This is a genomic window from Desulfobacter hydrogenophilus (assembly GCF_004319545.1).
GTDB classification, from domain to species: Bacteria; Desulfobacterota; Desulfobacteria; order Desulfobacterales; family Desulfobacteraceae; genus Desulfobacter; species Desulfobacter hydrogenophilus.
Genome location: NZ_CP036313.1, coordinates 1,985,119 through 2,001,408 on the forward strand (window position 1 = coordinate 1,985,119; position 16,290 = coordinate 2,001,408).

At 46.4% G+C, this 16,290-nt stretch carries 17 protein-coding genes, 2 tRNA genes and 1 pseudogene; 6 read left to right on the top strand and 14 right to left on the bottom strand.

Annotated elements, in window-relative coordinates; all coding sequences use genetic code 11:
* Positions 1-57: 57 nt before the first annotated feature.
* Positions 58-459: a preQ(1) synthase gene (queF, locus tag EYB58_RS08600; RefSeq protein WP_111952622.1), complete on the bottom strand. Its 402-nt coding sequence runs from the start codon at positions 457-459 to the stop codon at positions 58-60.
* Positions 460-843: 384 nt separating this feature from the next.
* Here queF and EYB58_RS08605 point away from each other — a divergent pair, with 384 nt between their 5' ends.
* Positions 844-1,638, top strand: a complete 795-nt coding sequence (locus EYB58_RS08605; RefSeq protein WP_111952624.1) for a serine integrase family protein — start codon at positions 844-846, stop codon at positions 1,636-1,638.
* 36 nt (positions 1,639-1,674) lie between these two features.
* On the opposite strand, the gene EYB58_RS08610 is transcribed toward EYB58_RS08605, so the two are convergent.
* From EYB58_RS08610 to EYB58_RS08650, 9 genes are all read right to left on the bottom strand, one after another.
* A complete protein-coding gene (locus EYB58_RS08610; RefSeq protein ID WP_111952626.1) occupies positions 1,675-1,998 on the bottom strand; it encodes an HNH endonuclease in 324 nt (107 codons plus the stop codon).
* A 117-nt stretch (positions 1,999-2,115) separates the two neighbouring features.
* Positions 2,116-3,000, bottom strand: coding sequence for a GTPase Era (gene era / locus EYB58_RS08615; RefSeq protein WP_111952628.1), 885 nt, complete (start codon positions 2,998-3,000; stop codon positions 2,116-2,118).
* The gene (yihA, locus tag EYB58_RS08620; protein WP_111952630.1) at positions 3,001-3,615 is read right to left on the bottom strand and encodes a ribosome biogenesis GTP-binding protein YihA/YsxC; all 615 of its coding nucleotides are present in this window, start codon (positions 3,613-3,615) and stop codon (positions 3,001-3,003) included.
* Positions 3,612-4,769, bottom strand: coding sequence for a pyridoxal phosphate-dependent aminotransferase (locus EYB58_RS08625; RefSeq protein WP_111952632.1), 1,158 nt, complete (start codon positions 4,767-4,769; stop codon positions 3,612-3,614). Before EYB58_RS08625 ends, yihA begins: the two co-directional genes overlap by 4 nt.
* A 2-nt stretch (positions 4,770-4,771) precedes the next feature.
* Positions 4,772-5,647, bottom strand: coding sequence for an ATP phosphoribosyltransferase (gene hisG / locus EYB58_RS08630; RefSeq protein WP_111952634.1), 876 nt, complete (start codon positions 5,645-5,647; stop codon positions 4,772-4,774).
* Positions 5,647-6,021, bottom strand: coding sequence for a phosphoribosyl-AMP cyclohydrolase (hisI, locus tag EYB58_RS08635; protein WP_242637600.1), 375 nt, complete (start codon positions 6,019-6,021; stop codon positions 5,647-5,649). Before hisI ends, hisG begins: the two co-directional genes overlap by 1 nt.
* Before the next feature lie 211 nt (positions 6,022-6,232).
* Positions 6,233-7,282 (bottom strand): ATP-binding cassette domain-containing protein, encoded by a 1,050-nt coding sequence (locus EYB58_RS08640; RefSeq protein ID WP_111952638.1) that lies wholly within the window; start codon positions 7,280-7,282, stop codon positions 6,233-6,235.
* On the bottom strand, positions 7,282-8,001 hold the full coding sequence (locus EYB58_RS08645) for a GTP-binding protein (RefSeq protein WP_170299823.1): 720 nt from the start codon (positions 7,999-8,001) through the stop codon (positions 7,282-7,284). The genes EYB58_RS08640 and EYB58_RS08645 overlap by 1 nt, the downstream gene beginning before the upstream one ends.
* 6 nt (positions 8,002-8,007) lie before the next feature.
* Positions 8,008-9,216, bottom strand: coding sequence for an ABC transporter substrate-binding protein (locus tag EYB58_RS08650; protein ID WP_111952640.1), 1,209 nt, complete (start codon positions 9,214-9,216; stop codon positions 8,008-8,010).
* Between the two features lie 575 nt (positions 9,217-9,791).
* Between EYB58_RS08650 and EYB58_RS08655 the strand changes: the two genes are divergently transcribed.
* From EYB58_RS08655 to EYB58_RS08670, 4 genes are all read left to right on the top strand, one after another.
* Entirely contained in the window at positions 9,792-12,197 is a 2,406-nt protein-coding gene (locus EYB58_RS08655) for a penicillin-binding protein 1A (protein WP_111952642.1), read from the top strand.
* 231 nt (positions 12,198-12,428) lie between these two features.
* On the top strand, positions 12,429-12,884 hold the full coding sequence (locus EYB58_RS08660) for a glycosyltransferase family 9 protein (protein ID WP_207309144.1): 456 nt from the start codon (positions 12,429-12,431) through the stop codon (positions 12,882-12,884).
* An 82-nt stretch (positions 12,885-12,966) separates the two neighbouring features.
* Positions 12,967-13,042: transfer RNA gene (locus EYB58_RS08665), tRNA-Lys, on the top strand.
* A gap of 25 nt (positions 13,043-13,067) precedes the next feature.
* Positions 13,068-13,145, top strand: a tRNA-Glu gene (locus tag EYB58_RS08670).
* Positions 13,146-13,271: 126 nt separating this feature from the next.
* Here EYB58_RS08670 and EYB58_RS08675 read toward each other — a convergent pair.
* The 4 genes and pseudogenes from EYB58_RS08675 to EYB58_RS08690 all read right to left on the bottom strand — a co-directional run bounded on the left by EYB58_RS08675 (position 13,272) and on the right by EYB58_RS08690 (position 15,424).
* Entirely contained in the window at positions 13,272-13,847 is a 576-nt protein-coding gene (locus EYB58_RS08675) for a class I SAM-dependent methyltransferase (protein WP_111952644.1), read from the bottom strand.
* Positions 13,848-14,117: 270 nt separating this feature from the next.
* Positions 14,118-14,327: pseudogene (locus EYB58_RS24705) on the bottom strand (Hsp20/alpha crystallin family protein); the annotation flags it as partial.
* Between the two features lie 135 nt (positions 14,328-14,462).
* Positions 14,463-14,849, bottom strand: coding sequence for an Hsp20/alpha crystallin family protein (locus EYB58_RS08685; protein WP_111952648.1), 387 nt, complete (start codon positions 14,847-14,849; stop codon positions 14,463-14,465).
* A 128-nt stretch (positions 14,850-14,977) separates the two neighbouring features.
* Positions 14,978-15,424 carry an Hsp20/alpha crystallin family protein gene (locus EYB58_RS08690; protein ID WP_111952650.1) on the bottom strand — a complete coding sequence of 149 codons (447 nt, stop codon included), beginning with the start codon at positions 15,422-15,424 and terminating at the stop codon, positions 14,978-14,980.
* A gap of 186 nt (positions 15,425-15,610) precedes the next feature.
* On the opposite strand from EYB58_RS08690, the gene EYB58_RS08695 reads away from it, so the two are divergent.
* On the top strand, positions 15,611-16,216 hold the full coding sequence (locus tag EYB58_RS08695) for a hypothetical protein (protein ID WP_111952652.1): 606 nt from the start codon (positions 15,611-15,613) through the stop codon (positions 16,214-16,216).
* Positions 16,217-16,290: the final 74 nt, after the last annotated feature.

The window sequence follows — 16,290 nt, forward strand, 5'->3', positions numbered from 1 at the left end:
TGCCTCGAATCATTGCCTTGGGGCTATGATCTTTTCGCTGTGATAAAATTTAAATTATCAGGGTTTGATATATTCGGCAGATCCCACGGACGAAATCCCGCCGCGGGGGGTGAATTCGCCTGTCACCTTCATGTAAAGAGGATTTATGACCGAGACCATATCGTCCAGGATTTTATTTACCACATGTTCATAAAACATTCCGACGTTTCTGTACTGCATTAGATAATATTTAAGTGATTTTAACTCCACCAGATGGGCGTCCGGTCGGTACTCGATAATGATGGTCCCGTTATCCGGCAAACCTGTCATGGGGCAGACGGAAGTGTATTCGGGCTGGGTAATTTTAATATCAATGCTGCGTTTGGATTTATAGGCATATTCAATGGGTTCCAGAAGGTCCGATGTAATGACATCAGCCGTATCCACTGTAAAAGGTCTGTCGTAGTGCTTGTTTTCCATCTACAATCTTTCTTTACAATTCTTTACAATTTTTACCCGAAAATTCACTTCTAACGGGTTGCCAATTTTTCTGGAATTATGGTAACATACACCATGAAAGTATTCAATATGCTTCAAGACATACTGCCGGCGGTAAGTTTGCCTTTGATAGACAGTTGATAGGCCGCATCCGGGTGTACAAGATTAGGAAGTTGTTAAAAAATTTCTTGACAAGCGGGTTAAAAAATTAGATAAAGACGCCTGCGATATACCCAAAGAAAATTATTTATTAAATCCTTATTACTGCACGCATTAATTGATTAAGGAAGCCCAAGGCAATTCCTAAAGCCGATAAAAGGTTATATATGCGGCATAAGGAGAATCAAGGAGAAAGAGGTTATCACCATGAACGATTTTTTACAAAGCCTTCGTAACGGCCAGGCTGAAAAGCCGAGAACACCTAAAACAAGAAAAAATTTTGACAATTCGTACTATTCAAATACATCCAGGTTCAATTCATATGGGGGGGGCGGCTATCCCAGTAATAATAGAGCCCCGCAAATGAAACGACCTATGCCTCCAGGAGGGGCTCCCCAGGTACCCGGTAACCAGGTGGCTGAAGACCCCAATACCGTTCTTTTAGCGGATATTCTGGATAATCTAGGCACCCAGGTTGATATTCTGATTAAAAATCAGGAATATATGATTACGATTCAGGAAAGAACTGCAGATCTTCTTCAGCGTCAGGCTGACGCCATTGAGATCATCATGGACCGCCTGAGTCTCTCCCAGGACCAGGATGAGGATATCGCCCCGACGTTTGAGCATCATTACGTATCGTCCCAGGCTCCGGATGAAGAAGACATTGACGGTACTGTAGAAGATCTGCTCAAAGCGGAGATGGCTGAGGAAGAACGCTGTAAGACAACAATTCAGAACACCAGTCAAGACTCTAATCTTGTAAAAAAGCGCAGAAAGATTGTTGCATCACCAACACCGAAACCGGCCGAATCATCATCCGGTGAGGCAGTAGAGCTGATGTCCAGAGAAGAGATCATGGAGATAATTAACTCCATGCGGGAACAAGGTGCTACCTATGATCAGGTTGCCAAACAGCTCATAGATCTTGGACAGCCCACCTTTTCCGGCCGTGGCGAATGGCATGCCCAGACCATCCACAGGCTGTGCAGCAACAAATAGCAATTAAGCATAAAAAGATATAATAACCGACCGGATTTATTCCGGTCGGTTATTTTTATCGGCCCCTATCCGAACCATGTATTCATTCCACTCCGCTGGTAACATTCGCTGTTTTTGAGTATTGCATTCCTTACAGCATGGTACCAGGTTGAATTTCTCTGATCGCCCTCCCCGGGAGAGGGGAATCACATGATCCATGGTTAATTCTTTGGGATAGAATTTTTCCCCGCAATAGTGGCATATCCCGGACGATCGTTTTCGCTTCCACCACTGGCTGGCCCGAAGTTGCCTGGCCTTGGTCCGTTCCTTTTTCAGTGCAGCATCGTCGGGAAAAGAAAAAAAATTTTTTATGTCTGTCATATCGTCTGTATTTAAAATTTAGTATCAGAGTGGGACCTCTGCGTTTGGACGGCAAGTTGCAAGTTGCCCAGATGCAAGGCCAAAGCGCAGATATATGTACCTTTCCGTTTAAACACCTTAATATCCAAATTCACTGAGATGCCGTTTATTGGACACCCAATCCCGGGTCACCTTGACAAATAGCTTAAGCAGCACCTTGCTGCCCAGCATCTGTTCAATATCTTTCCGGGCATTTGATCCAATTCGCTTGAGCATACTTCCGTTTTTCCCAATGACAATCCCCTTTTGGGAATCGCGGACCAGATGAATGCTGGCATGGATGACAATCAGTTTTTTTTCCACTTCAAAGGCATCCACAGTAACGGCCGATGAATAGGGGATCTCCATACCGGTGAGCCTGAATACCTTTTCCCGGATAATTTCGCTGACCATATATTTTTCGGAAACATCGGTGAAGGTCTCCTCGGGATAGAGGGGTGGTCCCTGGGGCAGCCGGGATTCCACTTCATTAAGAAGCAGGTCCACCTGGATATTTTTTCTGGCAGAAACAGGTACAATGGTTTCAAAGGCGTATATATGCCTGAACATTTCCACCTGCTCATACACAGTCGCTTTTTTGGCCAGATCAATTTTGTTCAGCGCCAGGATCACAGGTTTACGCACGGTTTCAAACCGCTTTACGATCATTTTTTCCGACACATAGTTGCGGGATGCCGCATCCACCATAAAAAGAATCAAATCCACATCGCTCATGGCCTGAACCGCCTGATCCACGATTCGCTGATTAAGCAGGGTGGTGCTTTTATGAATTCCCGGCGTATCCAGAAACACGATCTGGGAATGGGGACGATTCACAACGCCAAGTATCCGGTCCCTGGTGGTCTGGGGTTTTTTTGATGTAATTGAGATTTTCTGACCCAGAACCTGATTGAGCAGGGTGGATTTGCCGGCATTGGGCGCGCCGATAATACCTACAAATCCCGAACGGGAGATTTTAGACATCTATTCTACCTCCTGATACCAGTCAATAAGGCTATGGATCTCATCCCATATGGTCTGACGACCCTGGCGGGTTTTAGCCGAAAAAAGAACGATTCCGTTCCGTTCCCGGTTAAACGCTGTACAGGCGGCATCCAACTGCTTTAACTGTTTGGTTTTTGACAATTTATCCGCTTTGGTTAACACCAGAAGACAGGGCATCCGCTTTGATTCAAGCCACCGGACCATATCAAGTTCCTCTTTGCCGGGGTCCCTGCGGATATCCATGAGCAGAATCAGCCCCAACAGATTGTTGCGCGTCCCTACATACGTTTCCACCATGGGCTGCCACTGAGCTCTGATTTTTTTGGATACCTTGGCATATCCGTACCCGGGAAGGTCCACCATGGACAGCTCCCGCTGAGGCACATCTCCATTGATCAGAAAAAAATTAATCAGCTGGGTGCAACCGGGCCGGGAACTTGTTTTGACCATATCCTTGCGGTTAATCAAGGTGTTGATCAAAGAAGATTTTCCCACATTGGATCTCCCCGCAAACGCGATTTCCGGGAAATCGTATTCCGGATACTGGGCGGGTTTTACCGCACTTTTTATAAATTCAACGGTACGGATTTTCATGTATACCTTTTCAAATAATTTTCCAGGCGGTCCATTCCAATTTTAAGATTGTCCAGGGAATTGGCATAGGAGAATCGCAGATATCCTTCACCATTGGCGCCAAAATCAATGCCTGGGGTAACCCCGATGTGTGCCTTTTCCAGGATATCAAATGCCAGGGCATAAGAATCGGTGGAAACATGTTTGAAATTCACAAAAACATAAAAGGCACCGGTCGGTTCCACCATCATTGATAGCCCCATCTCTTTAAGGCGCTTGATCATGAATTTCCTGCGCTCATTATATGTATCGCGCATGGCTTGGGTTTCCTTGTCGGCATCGGTCAATGCAACAGCGCCTGCCAGTTGGGTAATGGAATTGGCGCAGATAAAGAAATTTTGCTGCAGCACCTGAAGGGCACGGACAAATTTTGGGGGCGCAATCAGGTAACCCAGACGAAGTCCTGTCATGGCAAACAGTTTTGAAAAACCGTTGAGGACAAATGCTTGGTCCGTAAATTCCAAAATGGAGTGGTCTTTGTCTTCATAGGTCAGGCCATGGTAAATTTCATCGGAAACAATATACAGACCATGTTCTTTGGCGACGTCAACAATCTCCTTCATCCGTGCCTCGGAGATAACGGTTCCCGTGGGATTGGACGGGGAATTGATGAAAATCGCTTTGGTCTTAGGTGTGATTTTTTCCTTGATGGCTTCGGGCGTATAGATAAACCCGTTTTGTTCATGTACCTTGACAAACACAGGTTCTCCCTGGACATACCGGATGAAATTGGCATAGCAGGCATAATGGGGGTCTGAGACGATGACCTCATCACCGGGGTTCAGCAGTGCGCTGAACACAAGCAGCATGGCCGGCGAGGTCCCGTTCGTTACAAGTATGCGGCCGGGATCCACAGTCGTGCCGTAGATGCGTTTGTGATAATCACTGATGGCCCGGCGCAGGCGAAGGTCCCCTAAGCTGTTGGTATAACAGGTTTCGTTTTGCTCTAAGGCCTCCACACAGACCCGGTTGACGCATTCAGGCACATTAAAGTCCGGCTCACCGATCTCCATGTGAATGACATCAATCCCCTGGGCTTCCATCTTATGGATTTTTTCCATTACGTCCATGGCAATGAACGGTTTCATCTGTTCACATCGTTTGGCCACACTCATTTTCAGATCACCTTGTTCAATTCACATTCAATGATACCTTCGGCCCCTGCTTTCAACAGTTGGGGCACAAGGTCCCTGACCGCACTGTTTTCAACCACGGTCTCTACGGAGAACCAGTCGGACTGGTAAAGGGAGGCTACGGTGGGGGCGTTCAGGCTTGGCAGAATGTCAACTACGGCAGGCAACTTTGATTCAGGTACATTCATTTTAAGCATGACAAGCTTTTCCGCCACAAGGGCGGCCTGGAGCAACATGGCAATCTGCTCAATTTTTTCTCGTTTCACCGGATCTTGCCAGGCTGTTTTATTGGCAATGAGCTGGGTATTGGTTTTCATGACCTCATGGATGACCTTTAAATTGTGCGCCCGGATCGTGCTCTCGGTCTCCGTGATCTCTACAATGGCATCCGCCAGGCCGGACACGATTTTGGCTTCTGTGGCTCCCCAGGAAAATTTCACATTTACATTAATATTACGGGATTCAAAAAAGCGTTTTGTAAATTGTACAAGTTCAGTGGAAATGGTTTTGCCTTCCAGATCCTCAAGGGTATTCATCTCGGAATCACCGGCCACGGCCACCACCCACCGAGCTGGACGGGCAGAAACCTTTGAATAAACAAGATCCGTCACCACATGGACATCCGACTGGTGCTCAGCTACCCAGTCAAGACCGGTCAGGCCTGCATCAATAACCCCGGATTCCACATTAATGGACATTTCTTGGGCCCGACACAGGGCGCATTCAATGGTGTCATCATCAATATCGGGGAAATAGCTTCTGCCTTCCACGTTTATTTTCCATCCCGAGCGCCTGAACAGGTTGACGGTCGCATTCTGCAGGCTTCCTTTGGGAATGCCCAGTTTTAATTTTTTATTCATTATTTGTATACCTTTTTCGGGTCAAAGACCCGCTTTTCAACTATTTTGAATTCATTATTTTCAACAACTTTGTAAAAACAGCTCTTATATCCTTTGTGGCAGGCTGCGCCACCTACCTGGGTCACCTTGAGAAGCACGGTGTCATTGTCACAGTCCACCCGGATCTCCCTGACCTTTTGAACGTGTCCCGAGGTTTCTCCCTTTTTCCATAATTTTTTTCTGGACCGGCTGTAATATACGGCATTGCCGCAGGCAAGTGTTTCTTCAAAGGCCTCTTGGTTCATATAGGCCAGCATCAGCACCTCACCTGTCTCCGCGTCCTGGGCAATGGCGGGGATCAGCCCGCCGGTTTTGTCAAAATCAAGTTCCGGCATGACTCTTTTGTCTTCCTTATAATTTTGATAATTCGATAAATTGAAGGCGGCAAAAGCCGCTTGAGGCCGGGTCATTAAGGTGCCTAATTCTTTAGAAGCACCTTGATATTATACATATTTTATCCGGCAGACCATATCAAAACCTAAATATCTAATGGTTTAGGGGCAAAATGTCAATTTATATATTTATTAGAGGATGTGGGATACAGAATCAAAGATGTTTAAAGAAAAAATTTTGGTCAAAAACTAGATGTTTACCTTTTCTAACGCGTTCTCGCAAAAGCCCCATTTTTTTATCCAAATCAGCCAGGTAGGCAGCACTTTTTTTTTCCGCCTCTAAGGTTTTGACCACATCGACAATACCGCCGTTTCTTATCACAATGCGTCGGTCACAGGACAGGGCAAGCAATGGATCATGGGTGGAGATCAGAACAATTTTCTCTTTGTTAAGCAGCAGGGAAATGGCTTTAACACGGTCGATGCCTGCATTTTCAATCTCATCGATTAATACAACGGGGGAGGCACTCAGATAGGCCACGTCGGCGATCATCAGAGCCCGGGACTGACCGCCGGAAAGAGACGTAATGGCTGTGTCCAGGGCAAACGGTTCACCTGCAAGCATTACGGCTGACTGGTAGATCTGCTTGGTTTTTTCTGGAATATTGTCAATCAGGCGGCTTTCGGCATGCATTTGTAAAAATGCCTCCACGGTCAAATCCATGACAAAATTCATGTTCTGGGAAAGCTGGGCCACCAGCCTGAACTCGCCGGAAAAACGAGACTGTGCCTCCAGCGGTTTGCCGTCCGGCAACACGTTTCGACCCGAAGGGGTATCCCCTTGGGCCAGACACTCAATATCCGAGAGAAGCTGGCTTTTGCCCGAACCGGTGGGCCCCACCACACTGACCACCTCACCGGGGAAAAGGGTGATCCCCATGGCTTCCGGATGCCCGTTTTTATCAAATCCGGCCCCAATGACCAGGTGATCCAGCCTGCCATGACTTTTGCACCGGCACTGTTCCATCTTTGCAATAAATTCCAGAACCTGGGCGGACAGGGATTCATGATCCAGACCGAATTGGGACAAATGGTCCGGGGACAGGCTTTCAATGCGCATGGCCAGTGTCTTTTGATCCGGGCAAGGATCAATCTCCAGAGCGCTGAAAAAATCTTTTAGATAAGGATATTTTTCCATCAGCGTATCAAGTCCAAAATTCAACAGGTCTGTGTCTACGCCATTTTTTTTGTTTACTATTCCCATCACGTAAAATCCATGGTTTTGACATTGCCGATCTGACTGTCAGGCCCGATCCGGGTCTCCCCTAGACAATAGGAACACAAGGCCGCCGGCATGGTAAAACGAAGGCGCATGCCGTTTAACGACGTAATGGCAGGTGCTGTTTTAAAATGTCCGGCAACCAGAAGAGAACCCTGGCCCGTCAATCCATTGACCGGCAGTACCGCAGCCTTTGCATTGGCCTGGCGAACACGAAAGGAAAAGACTTCCCGTTCAGCCTGGGACACAATATCCCCCTTGGTCAGTACCACAAGATCGGCATTTTTTAACATGGGGCCGATTTTCCTGGGTGTATGGACCCCGCTTAAATGATCAATGACACATACGGCCAGGATACCTTTAATATGGGGAGAACACCGGTTACAAAGTCCTGCGCTTTCACTGATCAACAGGTTAAAGCCTTGATCTATACCCCATTGCACGCAGGCTTCAATATTGGCAATAAAAAAATGATCCGGGCACAGCCCCCCGGCCAGCCCTTTTTTCACAGGCAAGCCGGCACGCTCATATCTTTTGTGGTCGTCTCCGGTGAGGCAGTCAAATTTGATGATGCCAATACGAAGCCCTTGTTCCAAAAGTTCTGCTGCCGTATGCAGGATGAAAGAGGTCTTTCCGCTTGAAGGCGGTCCTGCCACCGTCACCAGTCTGATGGACGAATTTTCTTTTTTCAATGTCTGGTTCATGGACCATCAAGGCGCCAGGGGCATGAAAATTTTATCAATTTCAATATTTAAGGCAGGAAGATCGTTTTGCCTTAAAAAGTCCCACCCCAGCCATTGCAGTGGTTTTGTCTGGACATCAGCGGCCACATCTGCATGGGGCACGGGAAATCCGGCACTTGCAAGGATCTGTGCGAGCTGACGGCCCACAAGATAATCAAGAACCGGTTTGAGCTCTTCTTTCTTTTCAGGTTTGACTTGGAGGATGACCGGGCTTGCGAGGGCGCCGTCATCCGGCCATATTACCTTAATGCGGTCCTGGTGTCGGATGCGGTCCGCAAAAAAAGCCGGCATGACATACAGTGCACCCGGGCCATTATTGTCTATCCGGTTGACCATCTGTGCCGGGTGAAGCCCTTCAAGCACATTGCGGGCCAAGGCCTCTAATCCCTTGTTGCCAAACGCCTTAAACGTGGGCAGCAGAACCGCGTGGCAATAAAATCCGTCTCCCCCTCTGATGATCAGGCTTTTCTTCCACTTCGGTGCAAGCATATCTTCCCAGGTGCGCGGCAGCGCTCTATTTCCCAACTTATCAAGGTTGGCAATCACCACCAAAGGATTTACGCACAAAATGGTATATTCGTTTTTGGGATCTAAAATTTGCGCATCTGAAAAATTCGGGCCGGCCGGCAGCTTTCCATATCCTGTAAAATGCCCCGGGACCACAAAATGGTTGTAAAACCGCCGACCTATAAAAACATTAAAATCAGCTGATACAATAATATCAGGGAGTTCCTCCTTGGCCTCAATGGTGTCAACGTAGGAATAATAAGATAATTCCTGGTTTACATTCCCCTCAACCGCCGATTGAATGTCAATCCCCTCTTTGGCTTGAAGTTCGTTTAAAAATTGGGAAAAAGCCCGGCTAAACGGCATTTTTAAACCACAGGGCATAAGCCCCAGAAAGCTCAAGTCTTTTTGAGCCGCCATGGATGTCAGTCCGGGGGTGTCAATTACAGGATCCTGGGTGATGGAACCCTCAAGCATCTTAATGAATGCCTCAATGTTGATGAATCGACTTTTTAACGCTGTGCCCAGGGTTAAAAAAGGTGCCAGCACCCGCATGGCATCGTCACTGACCAGGGCGCCCAGGCCATTTGCCACAAAAACCGACCGGGTCTGGGGAAATCGCTGGATTATTTCATATATTTTTAAGTCTGCATGAATGTTTGTTGGCATATTATTTGGGGCTCCTTTACTATTCTCCTGATTATCGGGAATACTTCGCGTAAATCATAACAGCAATTCTAATGCCAGGCGGATCAAAAGCAGTCGCCCACACAACAAATCAGATAATAAAACGTTTGATTAAGGGATGATATCGTCGGCAAATTCATTGCTTTGTATATGAAAGCACAAGTAACTTATTGAATTGCTTTCATGTTTTATTTTGGGTCGGGCTTGGTGTTGATGGGCCGGGTCAGCCCATGGCTGTTATAAAATTATCGTTTCCGATGGATTAAGAAATGCTTACAATAACGATATTGTCATATTAATGTAGAACAACGATTATTACTTATTAAAATAAATACAAATTTGTTGCTTATGGTTTATGCCACATACAAACTACATCCTTTGTTAATCACATTAAAAAGCCTTCGTCCTGGATCTCACCGGTTTACTGATATACCCCAAATGCATTGTTCGACAAAGCGTTGCAGACAGATTAGGTCTCCAGCCTTTCTATTGCCATCTTAATTCTAATCTGATAGAAACAACTATTTTATCAAAATATAATACTATTTCGAAACCTTATGACAAAACAACAAAGCCGGACCCAGATTCTGAAGAAGCGAAGCAAGAAAAAAGAAAAAAGCATATGGTTCTCCCTTTTCATATGGCTATTCATTCTGATTATCCTTGCTGTTATTGCCGGATGTGCTGCTATTACCGCCGGATTTTTGTATTTTAGCCAGAACCTTCCCCAGATCAATACGCTCAATGATTACCGTCCGGCGATTGTGACCAATGTGTTCTCCGATGACGGCAGAAAAATAGGCGAGTTTTACAAAGAACGCAGAATTGTCGTTCCGTTGTCGGAAATGCCTGTCAATCTGCTCAATGCTTTTGTGGCCGCAGAAGATTCCCGCTTCAGGGAACACCCGGGCATTGATGTAAAATCCATTGTCAGGGCCTTTATTAAAAATTTTAAGGCCGGCTCCATTGTCCAGGGGGGCTCCACCATCACCCAGCAGGTGACCAAATCGTTTCTTCTTACTCCGGAGAAAACCTATGAACGCAAGGTTAAAGAGGCGATTCTCGCCTATAAAATCGAAAAAAAGCTCTCTAAAGATGAGATACTTTTCCTTTATTTGAACCAGATCTACCTGGGACACGGCGCTTACGGTGTTGAAGCGGCGTCTGAAAACTATTTTGGAAAACATGTCAAGGACCTGAGCCTGGCGGAATGTGCCGTGCTGGCAGGTTTGCCCCAGGCACCCAGCCGATACAGCCCCTTTCACCATCCGGAATTGGCCAGGCAGCGCCAGGTTTATACACTGAACCGCATGAAGGAAGAAGGCATGATTTCCAACCTGGAGGCCACCCAAGCCCTGGGTGCCAAACTGGATATTAAGCCCCGGAAAAATTGGTTCATAGAACGGGTTCCCTGTTACACCGAACATGTCAGACGGTATGTTGAAAAAAAATACGGCAAACAGATGCTTTACACCCAGGGGTTGAGCATTCACACTGCAGTGAATATTGAACTGCAGAAAATAGCCCGGGATGCAGTTAATAAAGGCTTGTTAGACTTAGATAAACGCTGCGGATACCGAGGTCCTGTAAAAAATATACCAGCCCTTCAGGTGGAGGAATTCAGTCGTACCATTGTCGAAGAACTCAACGGAAGTCGTCTGGTCAAGGGCGATATATATAAAGGGGTTGTCCTGAAGGTTGACGATCGCAACAAGGTTACCCATGTAAGGGTTGGTAATGCCACAGGCATCATACGGTTGACCACCATGACATGGGCCAGAAAACCAAATCCCAAAAATTCCTACAGATATGCTGAGATTAAAAAGCCCTCCCAGGCCTTAAAAACCGGAGATGTCATCTATCTGAAAGTCCTTGGGGAGAGGACAGAGGAAAAGGAATATGAATTTACCCTGTACCAGGAACCCATTGCCCAGTCAGCACTTCTGAGCATTGAAGCTGAAACCGGCCATGTCAAAAGCATGATCGGCGGAAGGGATTTCAAGGACTCCCAGTTTAACCGGGCTTTTCAGTCAAGACGCCAGCCGGGCTCGGCATTCAAGCCCATCCTGTACGCGGCGGCTCTTGACAAGGGATACACGCCGACCACGATTATCATTGACTCTCCTGTGGTATATGAGGACAGGCTGCATGACAGGGTGTGGAAACCCAATAACTATGCACATAAATTCTACGGTCCCACCTTGCTTCGCCAGGCCTTGACCAATTCCAGAAACATTGTCAGCATCAAAATCCTCCAGGATATCGGCATAGATTATGTTATCAGTTATGCAAGAAAGCTTGGGATTACCTCCCCATTCTCCCGGGATCTGTCCATCGCCCTTGGATCTTCAGGGGTTTCCCTACTCGAACTGACCAAGGCATATTCGGTATTTTCCAATTTGGGTTACCTGATTGAGCCGGTATTTATTACCGAAATTTATGATCGAGACAACCGGCTTCTGGAATCTTCCAAACTGATTCGTAAAAAGGTCATTGATATGGGCACGGCCTATCTCATGACAAGTCTGCTTGAAAGCGTAGTACAGTCCGGTACCGGCCAGAGAGTTAAAGCCCTGAATCGGCCCACGGCAGGTAAAACAGGCACCACCAATGATCTGCACGATGCGTGGTTTATGGGATTTACCCCCAGGTACACCACCGGGGTATGGGTGGGGCTTGACCAGGGGGGGGCCATCGGCAGGGGAGAAACAGGTTCCAGGGCCGCAAGCCCCATCTGGCTGGATTATATGCAACATGCTCTGGAAGGTAAACCCGTTCGGGAATTCACAGTACCTGAAGGTGTCATCCGCGTTAAAATAGATGCCGAAACCGGTCTTTTGCCCAGCGCCCAAAGCGAAAAGACTATTTTTGAATGTTTTAAGGACGGCACGGAGCCGACGGAGTATACACCAAGTCCGGATGAGGTCTTGAGTACGGAAGAGTTGTTTAAGGAAGGTTTTTAGGACCGCAGATTAAATAACTTGAACAAAATAGCTTGCCTTTTGGCCCATCTCCTTCGTTGTATCAAAGGTCCAATAGGCCTGCTATTCAACCTGTAGATGAACCAAAATTCGGCGTTATTTCTGCCCAACTTATTTAATCTGCGGTCCTAAGGGAAAAGTTTTATTTGTTTATGAGGAGCAGGGACTGGGCGATACCCTGCATTTTACCCGCTATCTTCCTTTGCTCCAGGTTTGGGCGCCCCGGTAGTTTTTGAAACAGGGCCTGCCCTGATCCGGCTGGTGGCGAAAAATCGTCTATACGACCGGCTCCTTGTGGGTTTAAGCAAAATGGCTACCCGGCCTGTTGACCGGTTTGATTTTCATGTTTCGCTATTATCACTTTCCTATATATTGAAAAAGGGCCTGGGTCCCGAAATTTCAGATTTTGCCGACACTGCGGCCATTATGGAACATTTAGATCTTATTATATCTGTCGACACGTCAGTGGTTCACCTGGCAGGCGCTTTGGAAAAGCCCGTATGGACACTTCTTCCCTTTGCATCGGATTTCCGCTGGCTGCTTGACCGGGATGACAGTCCCTGGTATCCAAGCATGCGGTTGTTCAGGCAAACGTCTCCCAAAGAATGGGGGCCGGTACTTGATCGAGTGGCCCTTGCGCTTGCACAACGTGTGGCCAGTGCAAGTTGAATAAAATAAAATTTAAATCAAAAAAATGGTTGACAATCAATTTTAAAACGGATAGATTGCTCCTGTTTTTGACACTGCCCACGGGCCGTTAACTCAGTTGGCAGAGTATCTGCCTTTTAAGCAGAGAGTCGCTGGTTCGAGCCCAGCACGGCCCACCAACTTAATAAGTGTCAAAAGTTAAGTGTCCCCATCGTCTAGCCCGGTCCAGGACACAGGCCTTTCACGCCTGCGACAGGGGTTCGAATCCCCTTGGGGACGCCACTTAAAAATAAAGGCTTTTCAGAAAATTCTGAAAAGCCTTTTTGTATTTTTATTCAAAGCCTGGGCCTGGTGTGATCTTGATCTTCTATCATCCAATGAATAGATAATGATAGGGCAGAATTAATTTTATTCCGGTGAGCTGAAAGTTACCAGATAGTTGTAGTCACCGATATCTGCAGTCTTTTCCTTTTTGAACCCCAATGCAGTGACCAGTTCTTCCGTTTCTTCCTGGGACAGGCGTATATGCGCCGGCGGACCAGGAGGGCCATCCATTTTTTTGAATTCAATTACGGCCAGGCATCCCCCCGGTTTAAGACGGTTGAGAACCTGTTTTAAGACTGTCTGGGCAGCGTCCATCTCCTTAAAGTCATGCAGTACTGTGGCCATGAGGCACAGATCCAAGCTATATGCTTCGATGTCTATTCCCTTGGTGGCATCCGTCTTGATGGTTAAAATATTGGCGGCTTCTTTTTTCTGTATTTCTTCTTCCAGCATCTGAAGCCCCTCTTCCCAGAGATCAACGGCATAGACCAGTCCGGATGGCCCTGCAAGGTTTGATAGAAAGCGCGAATACAATCCTTTACCGCAGGCCAAATCCAAAATCACAGAGCCCTGGTTCACTGGTAACATCTGTTTCAAAATTTCAGTGTTAATCAGTTCAAAACTGCTTTTTCCAGCACCTTTGGGTTTTGCCTGGTCCATTAATTTGCCTCCTTGAAAATTTTTGGTTTGCTTGATTGTCGGTCTTTAATATGGAAATTATGAACCCTGCCTGTTTAGGCTTATGTTCATGGAAATAATAAGCCAGAGGCGCATATGTCCGATATTGTATGCACTATATCATTGCTGCCGGTTATTTATCAGGCATATTTCACCTTAGGACCGCGGATTAAATAACTTGAACGAAATAGCTTGCCTTTTGGCCCATCTACTTCGTTGCATCAAAGGCCCAATAGGCATGCTATTCAACCTTTAATGCGCCTTGTAGATGAACCAAAATTCGGCGTTATTTCTGCCCAACTTATTTAATCCGCGGTCCTTAATTTGATTTGCACGGCTTGCCCGCGTTTTTGACCGGGGTATGATTATGTTCAATATCCCGTTTTTGAACCTTGCGTCAACCTTTGACTGATTCGCATCTACGGGCAATGATAGGGTGGGATGGAACGATCCGTAATTTTTTTTGACCCGGTAATCGTTTTAATATTCATGTCTGATCTCCTTTGGTTTATCCGGTTGGATGGCTGGGATGGCTGCGGCACATTTGTTTTGCCGCAGCCATCCTCGTCCTGGCAGAAAGAAGATGGTGTCCTTGTCCTAGGCAGCTTTGATTTCAATCAGTCTGGGTTTGGCGGCTTCGGATTTGGGCAGATGGAGGGTGAGAACCCCATCTTTGAGCTTGGCCTCTACATCTTCTACGTTAATACTCTGGGGGATGGAAAAGTTTCTGACATATTCAACGTCCACAAATTCTTCCCAGTTTGACACGCCCTGGCGATCAAGCCGGCGGATACCGGAGATGGAGAGCTTGCCGTTTTCAATATTTACCGTGACATCATCCTTGTGGGCCCCCGGCATATCCGCATAAAGCAGGATTTCATTCTCATTTTCATAAATGTCCACTGACGGTGTGGCGGTTCTCAGTTCACGGGTTTTTTCAATGGCCTTGTTTTCGGTTTTGGTGATATCTTTTCTGTCAGTCATGGTGACCTCCTGAGGTTTATTTTTTTGTTCATTTTATAAGAACATTTGCGTATTCTACACAGATGTTTCAACTTCGGTTGTGGGCTGAACCCACGGTGAAAAATCAGGTCAGCCCATTGCTCTTATCTTTAGTTAATGGCAATCAGTCTGGGTTTGGCTGCCTCTGATTTGGGCAGTGTGAGATACAAAATGCCGTCTTTAAGCGCGGCATCGACTTTCTCCACATCAACCTCATCGGGCAGGGTAAAGCTGCGTGAGAATGTGGTGGCCGACCTTTCATTTCTGTGGGCTTTATACCCTTCGGGGGATTCAATTGTTCGTTTTCCGCTGATTTCAAGATAATTACCCTGGATTTTAATGCTGATGTCATCCTTTGAAATGCCGGGAAGTTCTGCCCGGACTTCAAAGTTGTCACCGTTTTCCATAAGGTTGGTTCTGGGTGAATTGGTGCCTAGGGTAAATGTCGGTCCATGCAGGTAAGGTCTGTCCATCTCATTGAAGAGTCTGTCCATTTTGGTGCGGAGCAGATCCATGGCCCCAAACATTCTGTCGATTTCATTAATTTTTGCAAACATAGTTCACACTCCTTTTTATTTGTTGTCGTTTTCGGCGGCTGGCTTGTTTTAGTTTGCCTTCCGTTTGTTTGAAATAAAAATATATATAAATAATTCTCTGTCAATATAGTTTACATTATTTTTTCTAAAAAAATTGACAAAGTAATGCCAACCAATTAGTTTTAATAAAAAGAGGAGGATTAGAAAATGAGCGAATCGAAAATAAAGCCCAATGATTTCTCCCTGGATTCACTTAAAGGGATGCAGTCTGTTCGGGCAACGTTCACACTGCCACGGCATGCCATCAATTTAATAAGCACCGTTGCAAACCAGCTGGGTGTAAAACAAAAATCAATATTTGACCATTTGATTGAGAATAAAGATATTATTGACCAGATTGCTGATGAGGCAAAAGCGTATGAGCCTGAAAAAAAACAGCGCAAACAAAAGACCTTTGTCTTGAGCCGGAATTGTTTAAGCACCCTGGATACCTTTGCCCGGAAATACAAACTGTCGAGGGATGTGCTGCTTGAACTCTCCATCCGGCAGCTTGATCCTGTTATTACCCAGGAAAAGCAACGGCATGAAAATAGAAAAATACTGCTGGAACAGATGCGGGATTTTAGAAAACGTGGCAGCAATTTTTTGAACCGGGCACGCGGCCTGGCTGGCAGAGATGATGAAACGGTTCAAAAGATTGAATCCTTTTTCAGTCAGTATGACAAAACAATGGATGAGCTTGAAGGCATTATTGAAAAAGGCAAATCCGTGGAGCAGTTCCCTTCTGCCGGGGAGCAGCAAATGTTTGCCTGACATTTAAAACTAAAACAGGGTCTTCGCGTATTTAATTATACGCAGGCAGTTATCGGATAACCTGGGGGGGCTAA

What these genes read in the sequence shown, in the direction of transcription:
- queF (WP_111952622.1), bottom strand. Translation starts at nt 459, where the DNA reads ATGGAAAACAAGCACTACGACAGACCTTTTACAGTGGATACGGCTGAT.
- EYB58_RS08605 (WP_111952624.1), top strand. Translation starts at nt 844, where the DNA reads ATGAACGATTTTTTACAAAGCCTTCGTAACGGCCAGGCTGAAAAGCCG.
- EYB58_RS08610 (WP_111952626.1), bottom strand. Translation starts at nt 1,998, where the DNA reads ATGACAGACATAAAAAATTTTTTTTCTTTTCCCGACGATGCTGCACTG.
- era (WP_111952628.1), bottom strand. Translation starts at nt 3,000, where the DNA reads ATGTCTAAAATCTCCCGTTCGGGATTTGTAGGTATTATCGGCGCGCCC.
- yihA (WP_111952630.1), bottom strand. Translation starts at nt 3,615, where the DNA reads ATGAAAATCCGTACCGTTGAATTTATAAAAAGTGCGGTAAAACCCGCC.
- EYB58_RS08625 (WP_111952632.1), bottom strand. Translation starts at nt 4,769, where the DNA reads ATGAGTGTGGCCAAACGATGTGAACAGATGAAACCGTTCATTGCCATG.
- hisG (WP_111952634.1), bottom strand. Translation starts at nt 5,647, where the DNA reads ATGAATAAAAAATTAAAACTGGGCATTCCCAAAGGAAGCCTGCAGAAT.
- hisI (WP_242637600.1), bottom strand. Translation starts at nt 6,021, where the DNA reads ATGCCGGAACTTGATTTTGACAAAACCGGCGGGCTGATCCCCGCCATT.
- EYB58_RS08640 (WP_111952638.1), bottom strand. Translation starts at nt 7,282, where the DNA reads ATGGGAATAGTAAACAAAAAAAATGGCGTAGACACAGACCTGTTGAAT.
- EYB58_RS08645 (WP_170299823.1), bottom strand. Translation starts at nt 8,001, where the DNA reads ATGAACCAGACATTGAAAAAAGAAAATTCGTCCATCAGACTGGTGACG.
- EYB58_RS08650 (WP_111952640.1), bottom strand. Translation starts at nt 9,216, where the DNA reads ATGCCAACAAACATTCATGCAGACTTAAAAATATATGAAATAATCCAG.
- EYB58_RS08655 (WP_111952642.1), top strand. Translation starts at nt 9,792, where the DNA reads ATGACAAAACAACAAAGCCGGACCCAGATTCTGAAGAAGCGAAGCAAG.
- EYB58_RS08675 (WP_111952644.1), bottom strand. Translation starts at nt 13,847, where the DNA reads ATGGACCAGGCAAAACCCAAAGGTGCTGGAAAAAGCAGTTTTGAACTG.
- EYB58_RS08685 (WP_111952648.1), bottom strand. Translation starts at nt 14,849, where the DNA reads ATGACTGACAGAAAAGATATCACCAAAACCGAAAACAAGGCCATTGAA.
- EYB58_RS08690 (WP_111952650.1), bottom strand. Translation starts at nt 15,424, where the DNA reads ATGTTTGCAAAAATTAATGAAATCGACAGAATGTTTGGGGCCATGGAT.
- EYB58_RS08695 (WP_111952652.1), top strand. Translation starts at nt 15,611, where the DNA reads ATGAGCGAATCGAAAATAAAGCCCAATGATTTCTCCCTGGATTCACTT.